The sequence below is a fragment of the Streptomyces sp. NBC_01485 genome (assembly GCF_036227125.1).
Classification (GTDB): Bacteria; Actinomycetota; Actinomycetes; order Streptomycetales; family Streptomycetaceae; genus Streptomyces.
The window spans coordinates 6,572,676-6,597,825 of record NZ_CP109435.1 but is presented as its reverse complement, the minus strand read 5'-3'; the positions used below and the strand labels follow the sequence as shown (position 1 = coordinate 6,597,825).

At 70.2% G+C, this 25,150-nt stretch carries 21 protein-coding genes and 3 pseudogenes; 12 read left to right on the top strand and 12 right to left on the bottom strand.

Translation table 11 applies throughout. The annotated features are described in order from the left end of the window. Positions 1-9: 9 nt before the first annotated feature. Positions 10-1,815 (top strand): ABC transporter ATP-binding protein, encoded by a 1,806-nt coding sequence (locus tag OG352_RS29960; RefSeq protein WP_329221200.1) that lies wholly within the window; start codon positions 10-12, stop codon positions 1,813-1,815. Beyond that, complete coding sequence (locus OG352_RS29955; protein ID WP_329221199.1) at positions 1,812-3,689, top strand: ABC transporter ATP-binding protein; 1,878 nt, start codon at positions 1,812-1,814, stop codon at positions 3,687-3,689. Before OG352_RS29960 ends, OG352_RS29955 begins: the two co-directional genes overlap by 4 nt. 322 nt (positions 3,690-4,011) lie before the next feature. On the opposite strand, the gene OG352_RS29950 is transcribed toward OG352_RS29955, so the two are convergent. Continuing rightward, on the bottom strand, positions 4,012-4,863 hold the full coding sequence (locus OG352_RS29950; protein WP_329221197.1) for a MerR family transcriptional regulator: 852 nt from the start codon (positions 4,861-4,863) through the stop codon (positions 4,012-4,014). A gap of 519 nt (positions 4,864-5,382) precedes the next feature. On the opposite strand from OG352_RS29950, the gene OG352_RS29945 reads away from it, so the two are divergent. After that, on the top strand, positions 5,383-5,991 hold the full coding sequence (locus OG352_RS29945) for an NAD(P)-dependent oxidoreductase (RefSeq protein WP_329221196.1): 609 nt from the start codon (positions 5,383-5,385) through the stop codon (positions 5,989-5,991). A gap of 9 nt (positions 5,992-6,000) precedes the next feature. Here the strand turns inward: OG352_RS29945 and OG352_RS29940 are convergent, their stop codons facing one another. Further along, entirely contained in the window at positions 6,001-6,900 is a 900-nt protein-coding gene (locus OG352_RS29940; protein WP_329221194.1) for a LysR family transcriptional regulator, read from the bottom strand. 58 nt (positions 6,901-6,958) lie between these two features. Between OG352_RS29940 and OG352_RS29935 the strand changes: the two genes are divergently transcribed. The 5 genes from OG352_RS29935 (at position 6,959) to OG352_RS29915 (ending at position 12,130) form a co-directional block, all read left to right on the top strand. After that, complete coding sequence (locus OG352_RS29935) at positions 6,959-7,738, top strand: inositol monophosphatase family protein (RefSeq protein WP_329221192.1); 780 nt, start codon at positions 6,959-6,961, stop codon at positions 7,736-7,738. A gap of 132 nt (positions 7,739-7,870) precedes the next feature. Further along, complete coding sequence (locus tag OG352_RS29930) at positions 7,871-8,398, top strand: hypothetical protein (RefSeq protein ID WP_329221190.1); 528 nt, start codon at positions 7,871-7,873, stop codon at positions 8,396-8,398. Positions 8,399-8,457: 59 nt separating this feature from the next. Continuing rightward, on the top strand, positions 8,458-8,607 hold the full coding sequence (locus tag OG352_RS29925; protein ID WP_329221189.1) for a hypothetical protein: 150 nt from the start codon (positions 8,458-8,460) through the stop codon (positions 8,605-8,607). Next, a complete protein-coding gene (locus OG352_RS29920; protein ID WP_329221188.1) occupies positions 8,604-10,364 on the top strand; it encodes an ABC transporter ATP-binding protein in 1,761 nt (586 codons plus the stop codon). The genes OG352_RS29925 and OG352_RS29920 overlap by 4 nt, the downstream gene beginning before the upstream one ends. Then, complete coding sequence (locus OG352_RS29915) at positions 10,361-12,130, top strand: ABC transporter ATP-binding protein (protein WP_329221187.1); 1,770 nt, start codon at positions 10,361-10,363, stop codon at positions 12,128-12,130. Before OG352_RS29920 ends, OG352_RS29915 begins: the two co-directional genes overlap by 4 nt. Positions 12,131-12,310: 180 nt before the next feature. Here OG352_RS29915 and OG352_RS29910 read toward each other — a convergent pair whose 3' ends face one another. Next, positions 12,311-12,466: a PQQ-binding-like beta-propeller repeat protein gene (locus OG352_RS29910; protein WP_329221185.1), complete on the bottom strand. Its 156-nt coding sequence runs from the start codon at positions 12,464-12,466 to the stop codon at positions 12,311-12,313. 11 nt (positions 12,467-12,477) lie between these two features. Between OG352_RS29910 and OG352_RS40080 the strand changes: the two are divergent. Further along, positions 12,478-12,683 (top strand): annotated as a pseudogene (locus OG352_RS40080) (Tn3 family transposase); the annotation flags it as partial. 47 nt (positions 12,684-12,730) lie between these two features. Here OG352_RS40080 and OG352_RS29905 read toward each other — a convergent pair. Continuing rightward, positions 12,731-13,489, bottom strand: coding sequence for an SDR family NAD(P)-dependent oxidoreductase (locus OG352_RS29905; RefSeq protein ID WP_329221184.1), 759 nt, complete (start codon positions 13,487-13,489; stop codon positions 12,731-12,733). Positions 13,490-13,638: 149 nt separating this feature from the next. Between OG352_RS29905 and OG352_RS29900 the strand changes: the two genes are divergently transcribed. Further along, positions 13,639-14,292 carry a TetR/AcrR family transcriptional regulator gene (locus OG352_RS29900; RefSeq protein ID WP_329221183.1) on the top strand — a complete coding sequence of 218 codons (654 nt, stop codon included), beginning with the start codon at positions 13,639-13,641 and terminating at the stop codon, positions 14,290-14,292. Positions 14,293-14,667: 375 nt separating this feature from the next. Here the strand turns inward: OG352_RS29900 and OG352_RS29895 are convergent. The 3 genes and pseudogenes from OG352_RS29895 to OG352_RS29885 form a co-directional block, all read right to left on the bottom strand. Further along, a pseudogene (locus OG352_RS29895) lies at positions 14,668-15,164 on the bottom strand (transposase); the annotation flags it as partial. 72 nt (positions 15,165-15,236) lie between these two features. Continuing rightward, positions 15,237-15,731 carry a hypothetical protein gene (locus OG352_RS29890; RefSeq protein ID WP_329221181.1) on the bottom strand — a complete coding sequence of 165 codons (495 nt, stop codon included), beginning with the start codon at positions 15,729-15,731 and terminating at the stop codon, positions 15,237-15,239. 13 nt (positions 15,732-15,744) lie between these two features. Further along, positions 15,745-15,903 carry a hypothetical protein gene (locus tag OG352_RS29885; protein WP_329221180.1) on the bottom strand — a complete coding sequence of 53 codons (159 nt, stop codon included), beginning with the start codon at positions 15,901-15,903 and terminating at the stop codon, positions 15,745-15,747. 497 nt (positions 15,904-16,400) lie between these two features. On the opposite strand from OG352_RS29885, the gene OG352_RS29880 reads away from it, so the two are divergent. Continuing rightward, positions 16,401-17,072 (top strand): hypothetical protein, encoded by a 672-nt coding sequence (locus OG352_RS29880; protein WP_329221179.1) that lies wholly within the window; start codon positions 16,401-16,403, stop codon positions 17,070-17,072. 264 nt (positions 17,073-17,336) lie between these two features. After that, positions 17,337-20,492: a Tn3 family transposase gene (locus tag OG352_RS29875; protein ID WP_329221178.1), complete on the top strand. Its 3,156-nt coding sequence runs from the start codon at positions 17,337-17,339 to the stop codon at positions 20,490-20,492. 31 nt (positions 20,493-20,523) lie between these two features. Here the strand turns inward: OG352_RS29875 and OG352_RS29870 are convergent, their stop codons facing one another. From OG352_RS29870 to OG352_RS29850, 5 genes and pseudogenes are all read right to left on the bottom strand, one after another. Beyond that, complete coding sequence (locus OG352_RS29870; protein WP_266636397.1) at positions 20,524-21,522, bottom strand: phosphotransferase; 999 nt, start codon at positions 21,520-21,522, stop codon at positions 20,524-20,526. 46 nt (positions 21,523-21,568) lie between these two features. Further along, positions 21,569-22,438 (bottom strand): recombinase family protein, encoded by an 870-nt coding sequence (locus OG352_RS29865; protein WP_329221175.1) that lies wholly within the window; start codon positions 22,436-22,438, stop codon positions 21,569-21,571. Positions 22,439-22,680: 242 nt separating this feature from the next. Then, entirely contained in the window at positions 22,681-23,076 is a 396-nt protein-coding gene (locus tag OG352_RS29860; RefSeq protein WP_329221174.1) for a RidA family protein, read from the bottom strand. 255 nt (positions 23,077-23,331) lie between these two features. Further along, positions 23,332-23,703 (bottom strand): outer membrane protein assembly factor BamB family protein, encoded by a 372-nt coding sequence (locus OG352_RS29855; RefSeq protein ID WP_329221172.1) that lies wholly within the window; start codon positions 23,701-23,703, stop codon positions 23,332-23,334. A 374-nt stretch (positions 23,704-24,077) separates the two neighbouring features. Further along, positions 24,078-24,731: pseudogene (locus tag OG352_RS29850) on the bottom strand (serine/threonine-protein kinase); the annotation flags it as partial. Positions 24,732-25,150 lie beyond the last annotated feature (419 nt).

Sequence of the window (25,150 nt, the reverse complement as noted above, 5' to 3'; positions counted from 1 at the left end):
CTCGCGGTGATGGCCAGGACACGTGCAACCACCACCCCCGACCGCTCCGCCGTACGCACCCTGCTGCGCCTGTGGCCGTACGTCCGGCCCGCACGGCTACGGCTCTTCACCGCCGCGTTCGTCGCCGTACTCGCCTCCTGTACGGGGCTGGTGATCCCGCTCGTCCTGAAGTGGATGGTGGACGGGCCGGTAGCCGACCGGGACACGGCCGGGGTGTGGCTGGGCGCGCTCTGGCTGCTGCTGCTCGGGCTCGCGGAGGCGCTGCTGTTCGGCATGCGGCGCTGGCTCGTGGCGCGTCCGCTGTCGCACGTCGAGGCGTCGATGCGGGCCGCGCTGTACGAGCGGCTCCAGCGGCTGCCGGTGGCCTTCCACGACCGGTGGCCGTCGGGGCAGTTGCTGTCCCGGGCGACGGCCGATCTGGGGCTGCTGCGCATGTTCCTCGCCTTCCCGCTGACGTTCCTGCTGGTCAACGCGGTGACGATCCTCGTCGGTGTCGTCATCATGCTGCTTCAGGACTGGACGCTCGGACTGGTCGTCCTCGGGCCGGCGGTCCCCGTGATGGCGATGTGCGTGTACTTCGAGAACCGGTACGCGGTCGTGGCGCGGCGCGCGCAGGACCAGGTCGGCGACCTGACGACGGTGGTCGAGGAGAGCGTCCTCGGGATCCGGATCATCAAGGGCTTCGGCCGGCACCGCAGCCAGGCGCGGGCCTTCCGCGAGCTGTCGTCGACGCTGCGCGGCACGGAGCTGCGCAAGGCGCGGCTGCTGGCCACGATCTGGGCCGTCATCGTGACGCTGCCCGAACTGGCCATCGGGGCCGCGCTGGTGCTGGGCGCGGTGCAGGTCGCGGACGGCGAGCTGTCCGCGGGCACCCTGGTCGCCTTCCTGTCCACCGCGCTCGCGCTGCGCTGGCCGGTGGACTCCATCGGCTTCCTGCTGGCGATGAGCCAGGAGGCGGCGACGGCGACGGAGCGCTACTTCGAGGTGATGGACGAACAGCCGGAAGAGCCCGGCGGTACAGGCGTGGATGCGGGTGCGGGCGCGGGTGCCGGCGGGTCCGGGGGCGGCGGCCTGCGCTTCTCCGGCGTCACCTTCCGCTACCCCGACGCCGCCCCCGACTCCGCGCCCACCCTCGACGGCGTCGACCTGCACATCCGGCCCGGTGAGTCGATGGCGCTGGTCGGGGCGACCGGCAGCGGCAAGACCACCCTCACCGCGCTCGTCCCCCGGCTGCACGAAGTGACGGCCGGGCGCATCACCCTTGACGACGAGGACATCACCGCGCTGCCCCGCGAGGAACTGCGCGCGCGGGTCGCCGTCGCCTTCGAGGAGCCGACCCTGTTCTCCGCGAGCGTCGGCGAGAACGTCCTCATGGGGGCGGACGACCAGGCAGGCGCCGTCGAGCTGACGCGGGCGCTGGAGGTGGCGCAGGCCGACTTCGCGCACGCGCTGCCGCAGGGCGTCGACACGCAGGTCGGCGAGCAGGGGCTCAGTCTCTCCGGCGGGCAGCGGCAGCGGCTCGCGCTGGCCAGAGCCGTCGTCGGACGGCCCCGGTTCCTGGTCCTCGACGACCCGCTCTCCGCGCTGGACGTGCACACCGAGGCCGCCGTGGAGGCCGCGCTGCGCCAGGTCCTGGCCGACACGACCGCGCTGATCGTGGCCCACCGCCCGTCCACCGTGCTCCTCGCCGACCGCGTCGCCCTGCTGTCGGGCGGGCGCGTCACCGCCGTCGGCACCCACCACGAACTGCTGCGCACCAACGCCGAGTACGCCCACCTCATGTCCGGAACCGGCCGCCAGGAGGACGACCGATGACCGCCTCCCCCACGACCTCCCCCACGTCTCCCCCCTCGCCCTCCCCCACCGCCGACGACGGGACCCCTCCCCAGGCCTTCGCCGGCGACGACTTCGACAAGGACGTCCTGCCCACGCCGCCCGGCGCCACCGGCGCGCTGCTGCGTTCCCTGCTCGCCCCGATGCGGGCGCGCGTCGCCCTCACCACGCTCCTGCTGCTGCTCCAGCAGGCGGCCGTGCAGGCGGGCCCGCTGCTGGTGGCGTACGCCATCGACCGCGCCGTACCGGCGTTGCGGGCCGACGACCACGGGCCGCTGGTCGCGGTGGGCGCCGGCTATCTGCTGTGCGCGCTGGCCGCCGGCGCGCTGCAGTACGTGTTCCTGATCGCGTCCGCCCGCGTCAACCAGGACGTGCTGCTCGATCTGCGCGGCCGGATCTTCCGGCACGCGCAGGCGCTGAGCCTCGACTTCCACGAGCGCTACACCTCGGGCCGGCTCATCTCCCGCTCCACCAGCGACGTGGAGGCCCTGCGCGAGCTGCTCAGCGAGGGCCTCCAGGAACTCGTCGCGGTCGTGCTGTCCTTCCTGTTCATCTCCGCGATGCTGCTCTGGCTGGACCTGGGCCTGGGCGCCGTCGCGGTGGCCTCCTTCGGCCCGCTGTACCTGCTGATGCGGCTCTACCAGCGGCGTGCGGGCCGGGTGTTCGCGGCCAGGTCCACCGCGATCGCGACCGTGATCGTGAAGTTCGTGGAGACGATGAACGGCATCCGCCCGGTGCGCGCCTTCCGCCGCGAGTCCGTCAACGAAGCCGCCTTCCGGGTCCTGAACCGGCGGCACGAGCGGAGGAACGGCGACGCGCTCCTGGAGATGGCCCGGTACGTCACCGGGTCGCGGCTGATCGCCAACACGGCGGTGACAGTGATCGTGCTGTGGGGCGCCCTGCGGGTGGTGGACGGCTCGCTGGACCTGGGGGTGCTGGCGGCGGCGGTGCTGTATCTGCGGCGGCTGTACGACCCGATCGACCGGCTCGCCATGTTCCTCAACTCCTACCAGTCGGCGGCCGCCTCGCTGGAGAAGATCGCGGGCCTGCTCGCGCAGACGCCGTCCGTGCCGGAACCGTCGACGCCGCGGGAACTCCCGGCACTGGACGGCGAACTCCCGGGCCGCGGGGTCGTGTTCGACGAGGTCTCCTTCGGCTACCGCACCGGCGGGGAGGTCCTCCCCCGCTTCGCCCTCACCCTGCCCGCCGGGCAGACCGTCGCCGTCGTCGGCTCGACCGGCGCGGGCAAGTCCACGCTGGCCAAGCTGCTCGCCCGCTTCTACGACCCCTCCGCGGGCCGGGTCCTGCTGGACGGGGTCGACCTGCGCGAGCTGCCCGGGCCCGAACTGCGGCGCGGGGTGGTCATGGTGACGCAGGAGGCGTTCCTGTTCTCCGGCACGGTCGCCGAGAACATCGCCATCGGGCGGCCGGACGCGAGCCGGGAGGAGATCGAGCGGGCGGCGAAGGCGATCGGCGCGCACGAGTTCATCAGCGCCCTGCCCGACGGCTACGACACGGACGTCCGCAAGCGCGGCGGCCGGATCTCCGCCGGCCAGCGTCAACTCGTCGCGTTCGCAAGGGCGTTGCTCGCGGATCCGGCGGTGCTGATCCTCGACGAGGCGACCAGCTCGCTGGACGTCCCGGGCGAGCGGGCCGTCCAGGCGGCGATGGCGACGGTGCTGAAGGGCCGTACGGCGGTGGTGATCGCGCACCGGCTGTCGACCGTGGAGATCGCCGACCGGGTTCTGGTCATGGAGCACGGCCGGATCGTCGAGGACGGCAGCCCGGCCGAACTGATCGCGGGCACCGGCCGCTTCGCGGACCTGCACCGCGCCTGGCGCGACAGCCTGGCCTGACCGTCCACGGTGTAGGTTCCGCGATTCGGTGCGCACTGTGCCCGTGAGATGCGCACCGAATGCGCAATTCCAAGGATCTGTGCGCACTGACTCCGCACGGTAACTAGCTTCCGCCCCATGGCCATTCCGAGTCCGTTGAGCAACGTCCACTCCCAGCACTCACCGAGATGCCCGAGGACAACTGTCAGCGGCCAGTCCGGATTTCCCACGTACGGCCAGTTGCGATGTCACTCTCCGTCTCGGTGTAGCCGACGCCTGATGCGGCCGGTCGTGTACAGGCGAAGGGGCGGCTGGCTGGTTCGTCGGTGCCTGCGGTAGGCAATCAGCTGTCGTCTGGGGTGTCCTGGTCGTCTTGGGCGAGGAGTTCTGTCGTGAGTTCCATGCATCGCATCCGGGCGGGAGAGAAGTCGTATGGCATTTTGGTGACCGCTTCGAAGGCGCTCATGTGGGCGTCTTCTTCGCCCGTCAGGTCGGCGTCGTAGATCTCGAAGAGCTTCTCCTCAGCCGTGTCCAGCCCGTCTGCCTCGATGGCCTGCACCAGGGCCTTGTGGTGGGCACAGTGCTGCGCGGCGAGTTCTTCGACACGTGGGTCATGGGGATCGACGCTGTCGTCGAGGGCGGCGTCGGCCGCATCGAGGCGGTCCGCCTCGGCCCGCAGGTCGGCGTGGGTGGCCAGCACCATGAACACGCTGGCCTGGACAGCTGCTCCCAACGGCCCGAAGACCCGTTCCGTGACCAGCAGGGCGTCCAGGTCGGAAGGGCGCAGTGCGCCCGGAGGCAGGTGGCTGAGCCGGTCCGTCACCAGTTGGGAGAGCAGACCCAGAGGGCTGCCCACGACCCGCAGGCGCTGGGCTGCCGCGCGCTGACGCTTTATGCCGGCCTCCTGAGCGGCCAGGGTCTCCTCCAGTCGGCCCAGGGTCTCCTCGATGTCCCGGGCTCCGTCGAAGGCGGCCCGCATGTCGTCCAGGCTGATTCCGGCCTCCGCCATCTTGCGGATCCACATGAGGCGGATCATGTCGTCGTAGCCGTAGCGGCGGCGACCGTCTCCGCCTCGCTCGGGCTCCCGCAGCAGACCGATCTGGTGGTAGTGGCGGATGGCGCGTGGGGTGGTCCCGGCGAAGGCGGCGGCATCACCGATCTTGACCTGGCGGGGAGGCGTGACGGAGGGGTACATCGCAGAGTAAGCCTTTCTTGCGGTGGTGCCTCGACGACACCACATGCCGCTACGGCAGGTGCAACAACACGCATCTCGACACCACAGAGAGCCAGGCCCTGATCACCACTGGGCCATCCGCCGCCATCGCCGAACCGAGCACGCCGGAGCCTCCTTCTGTCTTCACCCGTGAGCCGCTGAGCAATGTGGAACATCAACACAGAGTGACCATCGGCGGCCAGATATCTCCCCACCAAACGGCCGTCACCGGGGAATTCCAACTGGCCGCTGACAGACAACTCACAGTGACCAGAAGGAGCAGACGCCATCCCCGGATTGCGCACGACCAGCCTGCACGCGCGTTGCGCATCACGCGCGGATTCCCGCGTTTCCGCAGGACCACTGCTCACGATCAAGCGGAACCTACACACGGTCCAGGCGCACCCGCGGTCCACATACAGACGCGATTGCGCCTGAGTAACTTATCAAGTCAGTTACTTGCACTTGATGTTAAGTAGGGAACTCCCTAACGTTCCCGGCATGAACCTCACCGTCCTCGCGGCCTCCGGCCAGACCGGGATCGCCCTCACCCGACAGGCGCTGCGACGGGGTCACACCGTGACCGCCATCGCGCGTGACCCCGAGCGGATCGCCCTGCCCGACTCCCCGAGCCTGCGGAAAGTGGCGGGCGACGTGAACGACGCGGCCAGTATCGCCGCCGTCGTGGACGGGGATTCCGTGGTCCTCTCCGCGCTCGGCACGGACCGGGCCGGGATTCTCCTGACCGGCGCCCGGGCCGTCGTCGCCGCCGGCCCACGGCGCGTCATCTGGCTCGGCGCCTACGGCACGGGCAGGTCGGCCGAAGTGGCGGGGGAGGGCGCGGGCATGCTCGCCAAGGTGCTGGGCGACCGGCTCGCGGACAAGGTCGAAGCCGACAACACCGTTCTCGCGGCCGGCGGCACCGTCTTCCACGCCGGGATGCTCGCCGACGGGCCGGAAAGCCCCCGTCGGCGCACGGTCGGCCTGGAGGCCGCGCCCCCCTTCGACCTCGGTGCGAAGGTCAGCCGGGAAACCGTCGCCGCGGCGATGCTCGACGAAGCCGAGGCACCCGGTTTTCCCGGCGCCGTGGCCCTCCCACTGACGGAGTAGGCGGAGCGGTCAGCAGGCGGTGATCTCCTCGATCGACGCCCTGACCTGCTCGCGGAGCCAGGCGTGGGCGGGGTCGGAATCGTAGCGCTGGTGCCAGTTGCAGTTGATCGTCGCCACCGGGGACTCGATCGGCAGCGGCCGGGCCAGGAGCCCGAACACCTCGATGAGCGGGCGGCCGAGGATCGCCGTACAGGTGACCAGCGCGTCGCCACGGGCGGCGATCTGCAGAGCGGTGGACACCGTCGCCACCGCCGCGACCACCCGGCGCCGCAGGCCTTCGGCGGCCAGCACGTCGTCGATCGGCGCGGTGAGGCGGCCACGCCGGGAGATCACCACATGCGGCTGCGCCGCGTAGGAGGCCAGGTCGAGTCCGCCGGCGCAAGGGTGGTCCGCGCGCATCGCCACGATGAGCCGGTCCTCGCCGAGCCGCTCGGACCGGAACTCGGGCAGACCGGGCCGCCCGCCACCCAGTTCCAGATCGACGCGGCCGTGTCGCAGGTCGTCGGTGTCGACGGAGTTCTCCGCCAGCACCCGCAACTGCACCCCGGAGGCCCGCTGCTGGATCCTCCCGACCAGTACCGGCACCAGTGACGCGGCCACCGCGTCGTGACACTGGATCGTGAAGGTGCGATCCAGCTCGGCCAGGTCCAGCTCACGGATCGGCGAGAGCACTTCGCGCGCCTGCCTGACCAGCCGGTGCACGTCCTCCCGCACCGACAGCGCGTACGGGGTCGGAGTCATCGAGTGGCCGGTGCGCACCAGGATGTCGTCCCCGGTGACGGCCCGAAGCCGGCCGAGGGTACGGCTGACCGCGGGCGAGGACAGGTGCAGCCGCTCGGCGGCGCCCATCACGCTGCCCTCTTCGAGCAGGGCGTCCAGCACGGTCAGCAGATTCAAGTCCAATTGCATAAAAGTAAATCTTAACGAGCAACAGATCCACTTCGATCAACCGCTCCAGGAGCATCCCATGAGCCAGGAACTGCTTGCCGCCACCGTCGCCGCCGTCCGCCACGCGGGCGCCCGGATGATGACGCGCTATTCCACCGACGCCCGTCAGCCCGGGCTCCCCGAACTGCTCGCGGACCTCCAGGCCAATGACGCGGCCGTCGTCGACACGTTGCGCCCGGCGTTGGCCGAGGCCCTGCCGAGCGCGGGCTGGCTCAACGACGAACACGGATCGGGACCGCTGGCCACGGGCGAGTGGTGGCTCATCGACCCGGTCGGTGGCAACGTCAACGCCGTGCACGGCATGCCCGACTGGAACATCGGCGTGAGCCTCGTCCGTGACGGCCGCCCGGTGCTGGCGGTGGTCCACTTCCCGGTCTTCGACGAGATGTTCACCGCGACCGAGGGCGGCGGAGCGTTCCTCAACGGTGCACGGCTGCGGGCTTCGGCCAAGACGTCGTTGGACGGCGCACTGGCCGGGACCGGCCTGGCCCAGCCGGGTCACGACCCCGAGCTCGCGAAGCGGATGGGCTCCGCCTTCACCGCGATGACGAACTCCGCCCTGTATGTGCGGGTCTCCGTACCGGTGACCCACCAGCTCGCCCAGGTCGCCGCGGGCCGGATGGACCTGCACTGGCAGTTCGACAACGTCCGGTCCCACGCGGCAGGTGTGCTGCTGGTCCAGGAGGCCGGAGGCGTCGTGACCGACCTCGAGGGCAAACCGTGGGAACTGGCCGGCGAGAGCTACCTCGCCGCCGCGCCGGGTGTGCACGCCGCCGCGCTGCAAGTCCTCACCGCCTGAGGAGACCTTCAACGGTGCGGGTTACGTCGGGTCGGCGCCGTTGAAGATCCCCGAGGTCTCCCGGGTCGACCGACCGCCCCTGACCCGTGACCCGTAACCCGTACCCCATGCACTCCGCGGACAAGGACGGCCATGAGTACCCTCACCACGCCCCGAACCACCCCGCCGGCACGGGGGAACCGAGTCCTCTGGCGCATTCCGGCTGGGCTGCGCAGGAGCATCCTTGTCACGCATGTCGGGTCGGCGGGAGCCTGGATCGGCATCGATGTCGTCTCCGCCGTTCTGGTGGTGATCGGCTGGGTACGCGCGGGCGACGACCGCACCGCCGTATACCGGGCACTCGCGGACTTCTTCGTCGTTCCCCTGCTGCTGTCGGCTCTCGCGGCGGGGGCGGTCTGCCTTGTCACCGGTGTCCTGCTGGGGCTGGCGACCAAGTGGGGACTCGTTCGCTACCGGTGGGTCGCGGTGAAGCTGGCCCTCAACGTCATCGCCTGCGTGATGCTGCTGCTGTTCCTGGGCCCGATCACCGAACTCGCCTCGGGCGAACAGCCGTTGCGGGACATCTGGTTCGTCGCGTTCCTCGCCGCCACCGCCATGGTGCTGCTGAGTCTCGCGATGGTGCTCTCGGTCTTCAAGCCGTGGGGCCGAGTCCGCACGTAGTTCGCGCCCGGTCCTCCAAACTCCCACCAGTCACCACCAGATGGCCGCGCACTGATTACATGGCGGGTGAACCCCGGTCGGCCGAACCGGGGTTCACCGTGACCAGTGAGACGTCGCCCGTTGTCACCGATTCGCTCGCGGAGAACCACCGATCGCTCATCGAGTCGCGGATCCTGCACACCGGCACCAGCGGACTGGGGGACGTGTGATCGACGCGTACGAGGATCCCGGCACACCCGACTGCCGTGGCGGCTGGGCGTACCTGGCGTGGCTGGTGCGCTGCCAGCCGGGGCGGGCACTGGCCGGGGCGGTGCTGGCCAGCGTCTGGATGGTGCTGCTGGCGGCGGCCCCGTATCTGCTGTCGCGGGCGGTGGACGACGGGCTGGAGTCCGGTGACCAGGCCGCGCTGGCCGGCTGGACGGCCGCCCTGGTCGCGGTGGGCGCGCTCAACGCGTGGCTGAGCATCATGCGCCACCGCACGATGACCCGGGTGCGGATGGACGGCTACTTCCGCACCACCAAGGTCGTCGTCCGGCAGACGGTGCGGCTCGGCGCCGGGCTGTCGCGGCAGGTGCGGGCCGGGGAGGTCGTCACCATCGGGGTGGGCGACGTGCACACCATCGCGGGCTCGCTGACCGTGATCGGGCCGGGCGTCGGTTCGGTCGTGGTGTACGTGTTCGTCGCCGGGCTGCTGCTGTCCGTGTCGCCGCTGCTCGCGGGGGTCGTACTGCTGGGGGTGCCGGTGGTCGCGGTGCTGGTGGGGCCGCTGATGACGCGGTTGCAGGGCACGGAGGCCGAGTACCGGGAGCGGCAGGGCGTGCTCACCGCGCGGATCGGCGACCTCGCGGGCGGGCTGCGCGTCCTCAACGGGCTGGGCGGCAAGGGGCTGTTCGCGGACGCCTTCGAGCGTGACTCGCAGCGGCTGCGGGCGCAGGGCTACCGGGTCGGCGCGGTCACCAGTTGGCTGCAGGCGCTCGGGTTGGGCCTGCCCACGCTGTTCCTCGCCGTGGTGACGTGGCTGGCGGCCCGGCTCGCCGCCCAAGGGGAGCTGACGGTGGGCGAGTTGGTGTCGGTGTACGGCTATGTCGCCGTCCTGGTCGGCTCGGTGGCGTTCCTCGTCGACATGGGCTACCAGCTCAGCCGGGGTGTGGTGGCCGCCCGGCGCGTCGTCCGGCTGCTGCGGCTGGAGCCCGCCCCGGACACCGGGACCGCCGACGCGCCCGGGGAGCCCGCGGTGCTGCACGACCCCGGGTCGGGGGTGCGGGTGGCGCCGGGCCGGCTGACCGCGCTGGTCGGCGCGCGGCACGCGGAGGTGAGCGCCGTCGTGGACCGGCTCGGCCGGTACGGCCCCTCGGACGCCACCTGGGGCGGAGTACGGCTGGACGCCATGCCGTTGGACCAGGTCAGGGCCGGGATCCTGGTCGCCGACCACGAGGCCGACCTGTTCGCGGGCAGCCTGCGCGAGGTGGTCGCCGGACGGCGCGAGCGCGCCCCGGCGGATCTCGTTCGGGCGGTGCGGGCGGCGGCGGCCGACGACATCGTGCAGGGCCTGGCGGAGGGGCTCGACTCGCCCGTGACCGCGCAGGGCCGCAGTCTCTCCGGGGGCCAGCGGCAGCGCGTCCGGCTGATGCGGGCGCTGCTCGCGGATCCCGAGGTGCTGCTGGCCGTCGAGCCGACGTCGGCGCTGGACGCGCACACGGAGGCGGCCGTCGCGCGGCGGCTGCGCGCGGCCCGGGCCGGCCGGACCACCGTCGTCACCACCACCTCGCCGCTGGTCCTCGACCACGCGGAGACCGTGCACTACCTGGTCGACGGCAAGGTCGCGGCGACCGGCCACCACCGCGACCTGCTGCAACGGGAGCCGGGCTACCGGGCGTTGGTGGCACGGGACCCCGAAGACACAGAAGGCACGGAAGACACGGAAGGCACGGAAGACACGGACGTGGCCGAGGAGGCTGTGCGATGACGGTGGCCGACGGGTCCTCGGGGCGGCTGCCGGTCGCCGAGGCGGCCGAGGTGCGCCGGGCGACCGCCCGGCTGGTGCGGGCCGACGGACGGGCGTTCACCGGCGCCCTCGCCCTGAACGTGCTCGCCGCCGGAGCCGGGCTCGCCGGGCCGTGGCTGCTGGGCCGGATCATCGACGAGGTGCGGGCCGGGCACGGGACCGGCGCCGTGGACCGCCTGGCGGCGGCCATCCTGGCCTGCGCGGTGGCCCAGTTGCTGCTGGCGCGCTGGGCCCGGTACGCGGGCCACCGCTTCGGCGAGCGGACGCTCGCACGGGTGCGGGAGGAGTTCGTCGGCCGGGCGCTCGCGCTGCCCGCGTCGGTCGTGGAGCGGGCCGGGACCGGCGATCTGACCACGCGCGGCACCGCCGACGTGGCGGCCGTGGGCACGACCCTGCGGGACGCCGGGCCCGAACTGCTGGTCTGCACCGTCCAGGCGCTGTTCACGCTCGGCGCGGTGTTCGCCATCGATCCGCTACTCGGCGCGGTCGGGGTGTTCGCGCTGACCCCGATCTGGTGTGCGCTGCGCTGGTATCTGCGGCGGGCGCGCACCGCCTACCTCGCGGAGGGAGCGGCGACCTCGGAGGTCGCCGAGATCGTCGCGTCGACGGCGTCCGGGGCGCGCACGGTCGAGGCGTTCCGGCTCCAGGAGCGGCGGACGGCGGCGAGCCGGGACGCGCTGGAGACCTCGCGCCGCACCCGTTTCCGCACGCTGCGCCTGCGCACGGTGTTCTTCCCGGTGGTCGAGGTGTCGTACTCGCTGCCGGTGGCGGGCGTGCTGCTGCTGGGCGGCGCGCTGCACGCGCGGGGTGCGACGAGCCTGGGCGCGGTGGTGGCGGCCGCACTGTACCTGCGGCAGTTCGCCGACCCCCTCGACCAGATCCTGATGCGCGTCGAGCAACTGCAGAGCAGCGGTGCCTCGTTCGCCCGGGTGGAGGGCCTGGCCCGGGCGCCGAAGGCGGTGTCGGACGACTGTCCCGTCCCGGCGGACGACCGGATCGACGTGACGGGCGTGCGGTACGCCTACGAGCACGGCGGCGAGGTGCTGCGCGGCGTCGACCTGACGGTGCGGCCCGGGGAGCGGCTCGCGGTCGTCGGCCCGTCCGGCGCGGGCAAGACGACGCTGAGCAGGCTGCTCGCGGGCGTGGACGCGCCGAGCGCGGGCACGGTGACGGTGGGCGGGGTGCCGGTCGCGGAGCTGGCGCCCGAGACGCTGCGCCGGCAGGTCGTCCTGGTCACCCAGGAGCATCACGTCTTCCTCGGCACGGTCCGCGACAACCTGCTGATCGCCGAACCGGCCGCCGGCGACGATGAGTTGTGGGCGGCGCTGGCCGCGGTCGGCGCCGCCGACTGGGTCCGGGACCTGCCCGGCGGCCTCGACACCGAACTGGGCGGCGGCGGTTACCGTACGGACGGTTCGCAGGCCCAGCAACTCGCCCTGGCCCGAGTGGTGTTGGCCGACCCGCACACGCTGATCCTGGACGAGGCGACGGCCCTGCTGGACCCGACGACCGCCCGGCACACCGAGCGCGCCCTGGCCGCCGTCCTGCGGGGCCGCACGGTCATCGCCATCGCCCACCGCCTGCACACCGCGCACGACGCGGACCGGGTCGCCGTCATGGAGGAGGGCCGCCTCACCGAACTCGGCACGCACGAGGCGCTGGTGAAGGGCGACGGCGCGTACGCGGCACTGTGGCGGACCTGGCACGGGACGCCGGACCGGCCGTAGCCCTGCCCTGCCCGGCCCTGGGGACAGGGCAGGGCAGGGCCGGACCCGGGGTACCGTCGGCCGCGAAAGGTGACACATCCCCCCGGGAGTGTCACATTCGTAGAACTGGTACCCCGCCACCCGTGGATTCGCCGACAGCGTCGGGCCCTGCCCTGGGACTGGGCGAGGGCTGCTGCGCCGCTACGCCGTCACCGCGAACAGTTCGCCGTTCTCGCTGCCCACGTAGACCACCCCCGTCCAGGCCTCCTTGCCGGTGGCGGCGTCCACCGCGTAGAGGTCGCCGCCCTCGCCCGCGCCGTAGACGAAACCGTCGGCGACGGCCGGAGCGCAGAACACCCGCTACGACTGTCGACGCCGCAGTCCCCCAGCTCCAGGCTGAGGGCCACGAACTCCGCGAGGAGGACATCGCCCGGCTCTCCCCGCTCAAGCACCGCAACCTGAACCTGCTCGGCCGCTACAGCTTCACCGCCTCGCCCCCGCCGCCGGCGTCCTGCGCCCGCTTCGGGACCCTGATGCGCCGGAGCTGGACGAGGACGAGACCGGCGGGGAGTGAGTCGGGGCCGTCGCTGCCTGCGTCTCCATAGGCCGTTGCCCGGTCGCTCAGAGGAGGGCGCCGCCGGAGACCTCGATGCGCTGGGCGGTGACCCAGCGCAGTCCCTCGGAGGCCAGCGTGGCGATGGCGTCGCCGATCTCCTCAGGTTCGCCGACGCGGCCGAGCGCGGTCTGTCCGGCCAGAACCTGGCGCATCCCGGCGTCGTCCCGCATCGCTCCACCGTTGAAATCGGTGGCGGTCGGCCCCGGGGCGATGGAGTTGACCCGGATGCCGCGCGGGCCGAGTTCTGCGGCGAGGGTGCGGCTCAGGGCTTCGACGGCGGCCTTCGAGGCGGAGTAGACCGAGGTGGCGGGGCTGGTGTGGCGGGTCAGTGACGTCGAGACGTTGATGACGCGGCCGCCCTGGGTCAGCAGCGGCACAAGTGACTGGATGAGGAAGAACGTGCCCCGGACGTTGGTGGCCATCACCGTGTCGAAGTCGTCGATCGTGACGTCCTCCAGCGGTCCGAAGATCCCCACTCCCGCGTTGTTGACCAAGATGTCGAGCCGCGAAGTACCCCAGCGCTCCAGCTGCTCGCTCAGTTCGGAGGTGAAGGACGCGAAAGAGGAGACGTCGCTGATGTCGAGCCGGAGAACAGCGGCAGTCCCACCCACCGCCTGCACCTGTTCCACCGTCTTCTCAGCCCCGGCCGCATCACCGCGGTGGGTGACCAAGACCCGCACCCCGCGTCTGGCCAGAGCGATGGCCGCGCCGCGTCCGAGGCCGCGATTCGCACCGGTCACCAAAGCGATCTTGTCGATCGTCATGAACTGTTCCTCCACCGCGCGGCTACCGGAATTCGCCCGGGCGCCACAGATAGGATGCGAGTCACTCGACTCGCCTTGCTCTCGTACCGTAAACAGGACCACCGAGGCGAGTCAAGTGACTCGCCTCGGGTCTGCGGCATACTGTCCGCATGGCAGCAGAACTCTCCGCACACCACCGCAGGCTCGCTCAGCAGAAACGCGATGCGATCACCACCGCAGCCACAGAACTGTTCCTGGATCGTGGCTACGACGGCACCTCGCTGGCCCGGATCGCCGAAGCGGCCGGGGTCTCGAAGTCCACCCTGTTCAAGCGGTTCCCCACCAAGGCGGCCCTCTTCGAGGCCATCGTCACCGAGTCCTGGCAGCGTGACGCCGGCGACGCTGCCGCACGGCCACAGACCGGAGATCTGCGCTCCGGACTGACAACCGTCGGCCACCGCTATGCCGACCTGGTCGGCCGGCCCGGCATGACAGCCCTGTTCCGGATCGTCATCGCCGAACTGCCTCGTTTCCCCGAACTGGGACGGATGCAGTTCCAGCTTGGCAAACTGCCCTACTTCACCTCCGTTCAGCACTACTTGGAATCCGAGCACGAGGCGGGCAACGCTGATGTCCCGGACGCGGCGAGCGCCGCGAACCAGTTCCTCGGCATGATCGCCAACTACGTCCTGTGGCCCCGCATGCTGCTGACCGACTGGAACCCCGCAGCCTCAGACATCCACGATGCCGTCGAACAGGCCGTCCAGACCATGCTCGCCAGATACACCCCGACCCGCCGGCCTGACCCGAAGCCGGAACGTTGACACTGGCGCGCAATGCTCAACATCCGCGACGCCTCCACTCGGCGACGCATGTCGGTAAACAATCGTTTGACGACAGGTGGTCGGCGTGTCCAAAGAACCCGTGCAATCCGGGGGTTCGCGGCGGCTCGAATCCCATCAGATCCGATGGTGATTGCTGACAGGGTTTGACGACGGATAGGGTCCGATCCTCCGTACGGACGGAAGGGGCCCCGAGTGGCGAACCTGGTCTACAAGCGGGTCTCGACCGACCAGCAGTCGACCGCCCGGCAGAACCTCGTCCTGGACGAGGCCGGGATCGAGGACCCGGTCGCCTTCGAGGAGGACCCAGGCACCTCCAGCCGCCTCCACCCGCTCCAGCGACCGAAGTTCCGCGAGCTGCTCACGCCCCAGGTCAGCGGCGGCGAGTCGGGCTCTGCGGCGACGCCTCACGCGTCGCCGCTCTTCCCGCTCCGGGTCCAGTTGCCCGTCTTGTTCCTCGCTGGTGCCCCTTTTTCAGCTGCGGCCTTCTCCAACGCGTCCAGTATCTCGGGCTCCACGATCATCCCCGCGGCATCATGATGGGCCCGGGCTGTGGTCGAGTCCACGCTGACCAGCGACAAGTCCACCAGGTCCCGCTTCGCCGCCTCAGCGATCGCACCCTGGAACACCGCGGTGAACACCCCGGCATCCCGCCACTGCCGAAACCGGCCGTAAACGGTGGACCAGTGCCCGAATCGTTCGGGCAACTCACGCCATTTCGCCCCGTTCCTGAACCGCCACACGACGCCCTCGAAGTGCGCCCGCAGGTTCTCCGGGTACGGCCCGTACTCACCGACCGGCAGGAAAGGGGAGATGAACTCCCATTCGGCATCCGAAAGTTGAGGTCGAGACATCCCACCGTTTTACTCCAAGGCCCCCGACCCTCCCGGGCCGGGGGCCCGCGAGATCACAACTCCACACAGGCCCTAGCAGGTGTGGTCGAGATCCTTCGCGATCACGCTGTGCAGGGTGGCGCTGTCCGGTGCGGCGGGGTCCGGGACGACAAAGGTGTAGTCGACGCCCTGCGGATACTCCCCGACGACGACGGTGAGTTGGTCGGTCAGCGTCGGGAACGTCCGCACATCCCCCTCCACCCCGGCCGCACCGAGCAACTCCTTCAGCTCCCCGAACGTGACCTCCGACGCGAGGGTCACCGTCTCCCCCCGCCGCCCGGTCGGCACGTCCACCGTCCCGGTCCAGGTGCTCAGCGCGACCTGGAAGATCTCGCGACAGCCGCACACTTCGAGGCGCACCTCCCCATACGCGAAGGTCTGGGGCCAGGTCCCCTTCGGGTGGGGGAAGTAGTCGGCCTCGACCGGCGGTCCGAGTACCTCGGTGACGGCGTCCAGCGTAGCTCCGGGCCTGAGGACACCGACGCCGCCGGTCGTCGCGTAGTCCGTCAGCACCCGTCTCATGTCCATGCCGGAAATGATCTCAGGCTTCGGCTGGACCGCGGGCCCGTTCGAAGCGGGTGAGGCCGTCGGAGAGGTCCACGATCGGGTCGGGATAGTCGCCCGCCGACCCGGCCGCGGGCCGTGCGGAGGTGAGCCCGTCGTCGGTGTTCGCCACGATCAGTCCGCTGGAACTCTGCAAGGCGCTCCCCTTGCCTTCGACCAGACCACAGATCGGTCGGACAGACTGAGAACACTTCAAGAATCCCGAAGGTACGTCACAAGCTTCGAGAGCACGCGCACGAGGGGAACCCTCTGGCCAGTGGCCCAGGACCTCAGCAGATCTCAGGGGAACCCACGGGATGTCGCACATACGCCCTCGCCGCCTCGATCAACGACATCGGCATACCGACCACCGCCACCCGGGCGGCTGCCCTCCGCCAGCACGTCCTGGAGATGCCCGCGCCCGTCGTCGCCGACGCCCTCGGCTACCACCAGGACACCGCTGCCAGGCTTGCCTCACAGACCGGCGGCACGTGGAGTCGGTACGCAGCCGGAGACCACCTACGGTCACCATCAGGCTGGACACCCCAGCGAACTCACGACAGTTGATAGGCGAGCCCACCAGTAGCCCCCGATCATGTCCCGATCCGGATACTCCACCGGGTGCGGCCGCCGCTGCTGCTACGGTCCGGCGCCATGAACACTGACGACTGGACGGCGCTCAGCGCCATTGCTGCCGCGGTCGGGGTGGTGGTCACCGCGGTCATGGCGTACTGGACGACCCGCAAAGCGGCGGCGGCCGCCGCGGACTCGGCTGACACCGCGCGAGAGGTGGCGAAGATCGAACGCGACCGCTGGCACCGCGAGCTGACTCCTGAGCTGACCTTCAGTCTGATCCGCGTGGGCCCCAACCGTCTGAGGCTCACCACCACACTCGACGGCCCGGTCGGCCTGGATCACCTCGACACGATCACCCTCACGGTGCGCGACGAGGCCGGACGGGATCACTCAGCCAGACCGCATTACGACGAAGCAATGCGTACGGAGCTGTCGTCGGTGATCTGGGGGGCCGCCCGATTCAGCCCCGGGGTCGACGGGGTTGCCGCGCCCGGCCGCGAGAGCATTATCCGGAGCCTGGAGCGCGGCAACTTCGTGTACCGGCAGATGGATAACTCCGAGCCGCCGAGCTGGTTTCAGGACCCGGGAGACTGGGTGGACGGGTACTGGGACACGAAACTGCGCCTGCACGCGGTCTGCGAGGTGGAGGGGTATAAACCCTGGATCGTCGTTGCCGAGGTCGAGAACCCGGGGATGGAGTACATCTCCGACGGCTCAGACGAGATGGAAATTCCGGAGCAGTACCGCTGAATCACGGCTGCCCGGGGTCGAGGCCCCACCGGCCCCAGCGGCGCCGGAGGATCCCGGCTGCAGGCCCTCGCCGAGCGCCACTGAACGCCACCGGCCCCGGGCCAGCACAAGCTGGCTTCGAATGAGTCTTCTGGGGGTGGGGCCGGAATACGAGCGAAACGTGCCACGTCCTTGTTTCACCGCTGGTAGAGGCCAGCGAGGGTTGCCTTGATAGGGATCGTTAGGATTCCGTCATCCTGGCCCCCGTGATCTTCGAGGTGTGTGTTGGCATCGATCGACCGCACCGCCTACCCGAGGTTCCGCGGAACCGTTACGGCGCGGGAGCTGGTCGAGTCGTTCACACCCACGGTGGACGAGGTCGGCTGGGCGCGAGGGAAGACGACCGCTGACCAGACCTTCCTCGTGCTGGTGATATGGCTGAAGTGCTTTCAGCGGATGCGCTATTTCCCTGGCCTGGACGAGGTTCCCGACGCGGTGGCCGGTCACATGCGCACCGCGCTGGGACTGCCGGACAGTGTGGCAGTCGAGGTGGAAGCGGTGCGGTCGGCTGCGCGGTATCGCGACTACGTGCGCGAGCGCCTGGGGGTGAAGTACGACGCGGCGGATGTGCGCGGCATCGCCGATACGGCGATCCGAGCGGCAGCGGTCACGAAGGACAACCCGGCTGACCTGATCAACGTAGCGTTGGAGGAGTTGCTGGAATCCGGTCGGGAGCTGCCCGGATACACCACGCTGGACCGGATGGTGGCCAAGATCCGCGCCGAGGTGAACCGGGACGTGTTCGCCACTGTCGCCGGCCGGATCACTCCGGGGCAGCGCGCGAGGCTGGCCGAGCTGCTGGTGGTGGACCCGTCCAGTCGGCGCAGCCGGTTCGACCGGCTGAAGGACCCGGCGAAGGCCGCGACGATCGGCAAGTTCAAGGTCCGCCTGGCGCATCTTGCCGACCTGGACGCGCTCGGGCCGACCGGCGCATGGTTGCAAGGGGTCCTGCCGGGCAAGATCTCGCACTTCGCTGGCGAGGCGCGGGTCACCGACGTCGCGGACTTCGTCAAGATCGGCGATGAGAAGCGGTTCGCGCTGCTGGCCAGCTTCATCCACGTGCTGCGCACCTCGGCTCGGGACGAGGTGACCGAGATGTTCTGCAAGCGTATGGCAGTCATCCACAAGAAGGGCCGGGCCCGGCTGGAGGCGCTGCGTGAGGAGCACCGCGCTGAGTCCGAGCGGCTGCTGGAGGTGTTTGGCGATGTTCTGGCCGCGGTGCGCGAGGCTGCCGAACCGGCCGACACGGCGAACGAGCCCGACGCCGAGAAGGACACCGGCACCGCGACGATCGATGCGACCGGCAGCGGCACCGTCGACGGCGCGGTTGAACCCGCAGAACCCGCAGCCGAAGACGGGAGGTCCGCAGCGGCGCGGACTGGGGAGATGGTCTTGGCGGCGCTGACGGCCGGCGGAGGCATCGCGGCGCTGAGCGCGTCGCACGAGGCGGTGGCCGCGCACCACGGCAACAACTACCTGCCGCTGTGCGAGCAGTACTACAAGTCGCACCGGGCGGTGCTGTTCACGCTGGTGGCCGCGATCGAGCTGGAGGCGACGTCCGCGGAACGGTCGGTGCTGGACGCGCTGGAGTTCGTCAAGGCCAACCGGGATCTGGACCGACGCGCGGAGTGGATCGAGGAGAGCGTCACCGTCAAGCGCGATGGCAAGGACGTGGGCCTGACGGTCGACGTCGACGCCTTCGCAGGGCTCTTGTGGAGGCGCACGCTGCGTGACCGGCGGCGTCCGGGGATGCTGGCCCGCCGACACCTGGAGGTGTGCGTGTTCTCCCATCTGGCCGCCGAACTGCGGTCCGGGGACATCGCAGTGGTCGGCTCGGACTCCTACGCCAACCTGCACGCCCAGTTGATGAGCTGGGAGGAGTGCGAGGACAAGGTCGCAGAGTTCTGCACCCAGGCCGGTATTCCGACCGACGCGAAGGCGCTGACGGCGCACTACCGGGCGCTGCTGACGAAGACGGCCACGGAGGTCGATGCCGGCTACCCCGTCAACACCGACCTGCGCCTGGAGGGCGGACGGCCGGTGCTGGCGCGGCGCAAGGGCGCCGAGCGGCGGCCGGCGGCGATCGCGCTGGAGGCCGCAGTGCTGGACAGGCTGCCCGACCGCGCGCTGCTGGACATCCTGGCCCGCACTGCCCACCTGACGGGCTGGCCGCGGCATTTCGGCCCGGCCTCCGGTTCCGATCCGAAGATCCGCGACACCTTGGGCCGGTACGTGGTGACTGCGTTCGCCTACGGAGGGAACCTCGGGCCGACCGAGGTCGCCCGGCACATGCGCGGGGTCAGCGCCCATGAGATCTACACGGCCGGGAACAAGCACGCCACCCCAGACAAGATCTACAAAGCGTCGGCGGACGTGGTCAACGCCTTCGCGAAGCTGGATGTCGCCGCGATGTGGGGCGACGGGTCGACCGCAGCCACCGACGGCTCGCAGATCGACACCTGGGAAGACAGCCTGAGGGCCGAATCCCACGTCAGATACGGCGGGTTCGGGGCTCTGGCGTTCCGGCTGGTGTCCGACAACTACATCGCGCTGTTCTCCCACTTCATCCCGTGCGGGGTGTGGGAGGCGGTGTACTTGCTGGACTCGCTGCTGTCCAACGTCTCCGGCATCCAGCCCGACACCATCCACGCCGACACGCAAGGGGCTTCGCTGCCGGTCTTCGGCCTGGCCGCGCTCCTCGGATTCGACCTCCTTCCCCGCATACGCAACTGGCACGACCTGAACGTCTACCGGCCGGACGCCAAGGTGCGGTACAAACACATCGACTCCCTGTTCGACGACAACGTCATCGACTGGGCCCTCATCGAACGCCACTGGAAGGATCTGCTGCGCACCGGGATCTCGATCCGGGAGGGCCAGCTGTCCTCGGTGACGCTGCTGCGCCGCCTGGGCAACCACTCGAAGCGCAACCGGATCTACAAGGCGCTGCGCGAATTGGGCAGGGTCGTCAGGACCGTGACGCTCCTTCGATACCTGTCCGAGCCCGAGCTGCGTGACCAGATCACCGCGATCACCAACCGCACGGAGGCGTTCCACGGCTTCGCTGCGCATCTGATGATCGGCGGACGGCTGATCGGCCACAACGACCCGGACTACCAGGAGCGAGTCATCAAATTCAACGAACTGATCGCCAACTGCGCGATCTACTCCACCGCGCTGGACATTACCGATGCCGCCAACGCCCTCGCCGCCGAGGGCCACGTCGTGGACCCCGACGACCTGGCCACCGTCAGCCCGCTGATCACGCGCACGATACGCCGCTTCGGCGACTGGCACTTGGACCTCACCCCGCCCAAGGACGTCATCGCCACCAGGTTGGACCTGGCCCCCGGAGCGCTGTTTCCCACCGCGCCGGTGTGAAGCCGCGATCGGCCGAAGACCTACGGCCGGCTCATGCCTCGTAGGCGAGCGCCTTCTGTAGATGGAAGTCTGCGACGTCGAGCATCCACTTCCGGTTCGGGAAGTCGCCCTCGGCGATGCGAAGCGGGCCGCCGACCAAGTCCAGGTGCATGACGTACTGGTAGTACTTGACGCGCCGCGGGTCGAGGTCTGGGTTGCGGAGTGCCTCGTAGTGCGGGCCGAAGCGCATCCGCATCCAGCAGTGGTCCACTTCGATATCGGTGTACATCAGGCCCTCGATGTCGATGATGACAGGCTCCCCGTCCGGCCCGACGAGGGTGTGTTCCGCGCAGAGCTCGCCGTGGACCACGCCCAGTTCTGCGCGCGGTTCGAGTGCGGCGTGCAGGGTACGGAGCTTCTCCTCCAGCATCGCCTCGCCTTCGGCCGCGCGGACGTCACGGGGCACGGCGGTGGCAATGTTCACCAGCGTGCGCTCCAGGTAGGCCTGCTCGCAGGTCATGTCCGGCGGCGCACCCCCACCATCGATCCACGCCACCCGCCCGAACGCCGGCGCGCGGTAGGCGTGCATGCGCCGCAGCATGTCTGAGAGCTGCGCGAGCGTTCGCCGGCCGGCGTCCGGATCGTGTTCCAGCAGCGCCTCCAGCGTTCCGCCGCGGACGTCCTCCGCGACGGCGATGTCGGCCGGGTACAGATTCCTGCTGCGGTCGGCGAGCAACAGCCGCGGTGAACGAGCTCCTACCGCTTCCAGCCGACGGGTGGCACCCTCGAAGAACTCGATGCCGGAGGCGTGGGCGAACGGGTTCGACGGGTCGTCGTGACCGTCCGGAAGCAGCCCGTCCCAGTAGTCCTCGTCAGCGTTCCAGACATAGACGATCGTGCTCGTGGCGTCGTCCAGCGTGACACGGTAGACGCCCTTCTTGGTGCCGTTGAGCAGGCGGTCGACGGCGGCGATGCGGCGGTCGGTGCCGAAGACCTCCCGCATCACCGGGGTCAGGGTTTCGGCATCGGCGAATTTTCGTTCAGCGGTCATGGGGACGATCTTGCCCCCTCGCCGGAGGCGGAGGGCAGCCAATTACCTACGACGCCAACGGCGCGGTGGTCTGTTCGTCGTGCTCGCGCAACATGCGCATGACGGTCGCGGGCGAGGGGTGCTGTCCCTTCTTCTTGCCGGTGGTGATGACGAGCCGGGAGGCGATGTCGCGCAGGCTCATCTCCTGCTCGCGCAGGTGAAGGGCCATGGAAAGCATGTGGTCGTCGGTGACGCCCGCTCCGCCGATGGTCTTGCCGCGCTTGCGGGCGGATTCGTGGCCTTCCAGAGTTCGGTCGCGGATGTACTCGCGTTCCATGCCGGACAGGGCGGCCAGCACGGTGAACACGATGCCGGAGGGGTCGTGCGAGCCCTGGAGTTCACCGGTGAGGAACTCCAGGCCGACGTCGCCCGCCTTCAGTTCCTCAGCCAGGGCCGCCAGTTCGATGCCGCGGCCGAGCCGCTTGTGCTCGTGCACGACGAGCGTGACGCGAACCCCGGAGGCGCGCAGTTCGCTGGCGAGGGCGACGGCCTTGTCCAGTTCGGGGCGCTGGATGGCGCGGGTGGAGATCTTCTCGGAGAAGATCCGGGTAACCCCGGCTTCGGCGAGCGAGTCGAGCTGGGAGTCGAGGGACTGCCGGGCGGTGGACGCACGGGCGTACCCCAGACGGGCATGCCCGACGGGTTCGGCATCGGCGCGCCTCGGCCGGGGCAGCTCGGCCCAGAAGGAGCCGGGCTTGCGCACCGCAGGGGTCGGCACGTTGAGGGCCTTGGCGAGTTGGGGCACGAGGCGTAAGCGGGCTGTGTGGTACTGGATCGCCACCTTGCCCTTGCCGGTGCGGCACGGCGAGCCTGCGGGGGCGGCGCAGGTGGACATCGGACAGTCGTGCGATTCCACGCGCTTGAAGTCGTCGCTCACGAGCCCCGACTGTTTCATGAGTGGTTTCAAACTGTCGAGCCGTTTGCAACAACTCATGAAACATGGTTCGCCCTGGACACGTCCGCCGGGTGACGGTGTTTCACAGGTGAACACCTATGAAACGCTGATGTCCTGGCCCGTCGGTAGGAACGGGGGGACGCCTTCCGTCGTTGCGCCGGTCACGGAGACGACTCATCTGTGAGCTTGCGACGTTCCTGAGGTCCGCCAGGGCTGCTTCAGCATTACGCAGTGCTCGGGGCCACGGCCCATGCGTCGACCTCGACCCGGAAGTCTGGGTGAACCAGGCCAGCGACCCTCACCAAGGAGCAGGCGGGCGGGCGTTTTGCGTCCTGGTATTCGTCTCGCACTTTCCGGAACGCGCCCAGATCGTCCAGATCGGTCAGGTAGACCGTCAGTTTGACTACGTGCTCCAGGCCGGAGCCCGCTGCCTCCAGCGCGGTGGTCAGATTCGCGTAGACCTGCCGAACCTGGGCCTCAGTGTCCTCTTTACCGACCAGATTGCCGTCGCCGTCCACCGGAACCTGCCCCGAGACGGCGACCATCGCACCAGTAAAGGCGACCGCGTGGCTGTAACCGTTGACGGGCGGTGAACCGTTGGGACGTATGAAGTGCTCCATGGCGCCGATCATGCCACGACCGGAAATCGGCTCCTCAGCACAGTGTCCGTCTTACTGTGACCTACCTGGCCGCTGCTGCGTGGCACGTTTCGCTCGTATTCCGGTCCCACCTCTTCTGGCCCCGGCGGAACGAGTCCTTTGGCCCCGGGTGGCGATCACTGGGGCCACCGGACTCGTTCCTCTGGAGCCAGAGAAACCGTTCAGAGCCAACAGCAGCTCACCCGGAGTCGATACGCCGCTGGAGATCACACACGGTCACCAGCGGGCTGGGTTCCTCGGGGAACTGGCGACAGTTGAATACGCGAGCTCACCAGTACCGAGGCCGTAGACGGCGTCGCCGGCCGCGACGGGCGACGAGCTGCCGGCACCGACGGTGGAGCGCCGCCAGCGCTGTTCACCGGTGTCGGTATCCACCGCGCACAGGCTGCGGCTGCCGCTGATGTACACCGTCCCGTCGGCCACGCTCGGGGACGCGTACAGGACACCGCCGACGTCGAACTTCCAGCGCTGCGAGCCGGGTTCGGCGTCCGGTCCTCGACCGGTGGAGGACCGCTTGCGGTAGATCCGCCACTCGGCGAACCCGACCCCCGCGGCGGTGACGCCGAGACCGCCGAGGCCCAGCAGCACGGTCCGGCGGGACAGGCCGGACCTGACCGCCGCCGCATCCCTCTCCGCCTCCGCCTCCGGAAGCCCTGGATCCGGCTCCGGAAGCTCCGGAAGCTCCGGAAGCTCCGGTCCCTCGGACGGAGAAGGGGGTGCAAGAGAGGGAGGGGAGTGGGAGGGGCGAGGGTCCGGTGGGCCGTGGTGCGGGAGTACACGGTCGCGGCGACGGTGTCCGGGAGCCAGCCGGCCCGGGCGGCGGGTTCGGCAGACGCGGCGACCTGCCCGCCCTCCGCTTGCCGCCCGCCCTCCGCTTCCCGCTCGCCCTCCACCGCCCGCCCCAACCGCTCCAGCAGCGCGGCCACGGTGGGCCGCCGGCCGGGCTCCTTGGCGAGGCACGCGGCCACCAAGAGCCTTAGGAAGTCCGGGAGTTGGCGCAGCTCGGGCTGCTCGTGGACGACGCGGTAGCTGAGGGCGTGCGCCGAGCCGGTGCCGAACGGTCCGGCACCGGTGGCGGTGAACGCCAGTACCGCGCCCAGGGAGAACACGTCGCTGGCCGGCCCGACCGGCTTGCCGGTGAGCTGCTCGGGGGACATGAAACCCGGCGTGCCCACCACCGTGCCGGTCCGGGTCAGCGCGCTGGCCTCGCCGGCCACCGAGATCCCGAAGTCGATGACCCGGGGACCGTCCGCCGCGAGCAGGATGTTCGACGGTTTCAGGTCGCGGTGCACCACGTCCGCCGCATGGATCGCCTCCAACGCCTCGGCCAGCCCCGCCCCGAGCGCCAGCACCCGCCCCTCGGACCACGGCCCGTGCGCCTGCACCGCGTCGCCCAGCGGGACCCCGGGCACGTACGCCGTCGCCAGCCACGCGGGCGACGCGTCGGGGTCGGCGTCGACCACGCCCGCCGTGAACACCCCGTTCACGCGGCGGGCGGCGGCCACCTCCCGGGCGAACCGGCGCCGGAAATGACCGTCGTCCGCCAGTTCCGGACGCACCACCTTCACCGCGACGGCCCGCCCGCCCGGCGAACGTCCCAGGTACACCCGGCCCATCCCGCCCGCGCCCAGCCGCGCCACGATCCGGTACCGCCCCACCTGCCGTGGGTCCCCCGCCTCCAGCGCTTCGAACGCGTCCACCCGCGACCTCCCTGTCCCGCCCCGCCCCCGGGCCACCGTCGCATGGCCACATCATCCCGGACGGAACCGGACCGGACAGGGGCCTCAAGTGGCCTGAAGGCAGGCTGGGACGCCCGACTGATCCGCATATCGAACATGAACTCCCGGACAACGAACCATTTCCGGCCAACTTCCTGACGCGCTCCTGACAGGGAGCGCAATCCACTGCCACTCTTCCCACTGCTACTTCACAGCAACCCCACAGCCACACCCGCTCCACGTACACGCTTCGTGTACGCGCTCCACGTACCGCCTTTGTTTCTGCGTACCGCCTTTGTCGTGCCCGGACGGCTCAC

Bases quoted from the DNA above. Each gene is read 5' to 3' on its own strand.
- OG352_RS29880 (WP_329221179.1), top strand. From the start codon at position 16,401: ATGAACACTGACGACTGGACGGCGCTCAGCGCCATTGCTGCCGCGGTC.
- OG352_RS29905 (WP_329221184.1), bottom strand. From the start codon at position 13,489: ATGACGATCGACAAGATCGCTTTGGTGACCGGTGCGAATCGCGGCCTC.
- OG352_RS29955 (WP_329221199.1), top strand. From the start codon at position 1,812: ATGACCGCCTCCCCCACGACCTCCCCCACGTCTCCCCCCTCGCCCTCC.
- OG352_RS29890 (WP_329221181.1), bottom strand. From the start codon at position 15,731: ATGGACATGAGACGGGTGCTGACGGACTACGCGACGACCGGCGGCGTC.
- OG352_RS29925 (WP_329221189.1), top strand. From the start codon at position 8,458: ATGGCGGGTGAACCCCGGTCGGCCGAACCGGGGTTCACCGTGACCAGT.
- OG352_RS29915 (WP_329221187.1), top strand. From the start codon at position 10,361: ATGACGGTGGCCGACGGGTCCTCGGGGCGGCTGCCGGTCGCCGAGGCG.
- OG352_RS29960 (WP_329221200.1), top strand. From the start codon at position 10: ATGGCCAGGACACGTGCAACCACCACCCCCGACCGCTCCGCCGTACGC.
- OG352_RS29950 (WP_329221197.1), bottom strand. From the start codon at position 4,863: ATGTACCCCTCCGTCACGCCTCCCCGCCAGGTCAAGATCGGTGATGCC.
- OG352_RS29935 (WP_329221192.1), top strand. From the start codon at position 6,959: ATGAGCCAGGAACTGCTTGCCGCCACCGTCGCCGCCGTCCGCCACGCG.
- OG352_RS29930 (WP_329221190.1), top strand. From the start codon at position 7,871: ATGAGTACCCTCACCACGCCCCGAACCACCCCGCCGGCACGGGGGAAC.
- OG352_RS29870 (WP_266636397.1), bottom strand. From the start codon at position 21,522: ATGACCGCTGAACGAAAATTCGCCGATGCCGAAACCCTGACCCCGGTG.
- OG352_RS29900 (WP_329221183.1), top strand. From the start codon at position 13,639: ATGGCAGCAGAACTCTCCGCACACCACCGCAGGCTCGCTCAGCAGAAA.
- OG352_RS29940 (WP_329221194.1), bottom strand. From the start codon at position 6,900: ATGCAATTGGACTTGAATCTGCTGACCGTGCTGGACGCCCTGCTCGAA.
- OG352_RS29945 (WP_329221196.1), top strand. From the start codon at position 5,383: ATGAACCTCACCGTCCTCGCGGCCTCCGGCCAGACCGGGATCGCCCTC.
- OG352_RS29860 (WP_329221174.1), bottom strand. From the start codon at position 23,076: ATGGAGCACTTCATACGTCCCAACGGTTCACCGCCCGTCAACGGTTAC.